Origin of the sequence: Helicobacter pylori (genome assembly GCF_014496965.1) — a bacterium.
GTDB classification, from domain to species: domain Bacteria; phylum Campylobacterota; class Campylobacteria; order Campylobacterales; family Helicobacteraceae; genus Helicobacter; species Helicobacter pylori_CZ.
Window position 1 is genome coordinate 1 of record NZ_JACTCR010000037.1, and the last position, 1,021, is coordinate 1,021.

Below are 1,021 nucleotides of genomic sequence, written 5' to 3' on the forward strand. Positions count from 1 at the left end.
TGGTGGATCGGGCGGTCTTCTCAGTGAAATCAGCTTGGGGTATAAATATTTTTTGGGCAAAAAAAGGATTATAGGGTTTAGGCACTCTCTTTTTTTCGGTTACCAACTTGGTGGCGTTGGTTCTGTTCCTGGCAGCGGTTTAATAGCTTTTTTACCCTATGGTTTCAATACGGATTTGCTCATTAATTGGACTAACGATAAGCGAGCGTCTCAAGAATACGTTGAACGAAGGGTAAAAGGGCTCTCTATATTTTACAAAGATATGACCGGCAGAACGCTAGACGCTGATACATTAAAAAAAGCATCAAGGCATGTATTTAGAAAATCTTCAGGGCTTGTGATTGGCATGGAACTAGGGGCTAGCACTTGGTTTGCAAGTAACAATCTCACCCCTTTCAATCAAGTCAAAAGCCGCACGATTTTTCAGTTACAAGGGAAATTTGGCGTTCGTTTTAGTAGTGATGAATACGATATTGATCGCTATGGCGATGAAAACTATCTTGGAGGTTCTAGTGTTGAATTAGGGGTTAAAGTGCCAGCTTTTAAAGTCAATTACTATAGCGATAATTATGGGGATAAATTGGATTATAAAAGAGTGGTGAGCGTTTATCTTAACTATACATATAACTTTAAAAACAAACATTAAAACATGCTTTTTACCGCTCTTTGATTGTTTTGTAAAAACGCTCAAAGGCATTTTTTAAACAAAAATATAAAACAGCTTGATCTTAATCAAGCGACAATCTCTTAAAAAAACGCTCTTTTTGGGTTAGGGGTTTTAGTTGGGGGTTGTAGGGGGAATTATTTCAAAATCCCCTGTTCTCTTAAGAAATTTATTATAAAAACAAAGTTTTAAAAACCGCATTCTTTAAAAAATTATTTTTTACAGCATGGCTTGAAACTCTTCATAGCCTTTTTTTCTCAATTGGCATGCCGGGCATTCACCGCAGCCATAACCATAAGCATGCAAAATCTTTCGCTCTCCTTGATAGCAGGTGTGCGTTTCTTTGATGATCAAATC

2 protein-coding genes are annotated in these 1,021 nt (G+C 37.1%); one reads left to right on the forward strand and one right to left on the reverse strand.

Going from position 1 to position 1,021, the window contains the following annotated elements; genetic code table 11:
• The coding region (locus H7O61_RS07775) for an outer membrane protein (protein ID WP_187875649.1) at positions 1-646 on the forward strand (646 nt) is incomplete at its 5' end.
• A gap of 237 nt (positions 647-883) precedes the next feature.
• Here H7O61_RS07775 and H7O61_RS07780 read toward each other — a convergent pair.
• On the reverse strand, positions 884-1,021 hold a 138-nt coding region (locus tag H7O61_RS07780), incomplete at its 5' end, for a 7-cyano-7-deazaguanine synthase (RefSeq protein ID WP_187875651.1).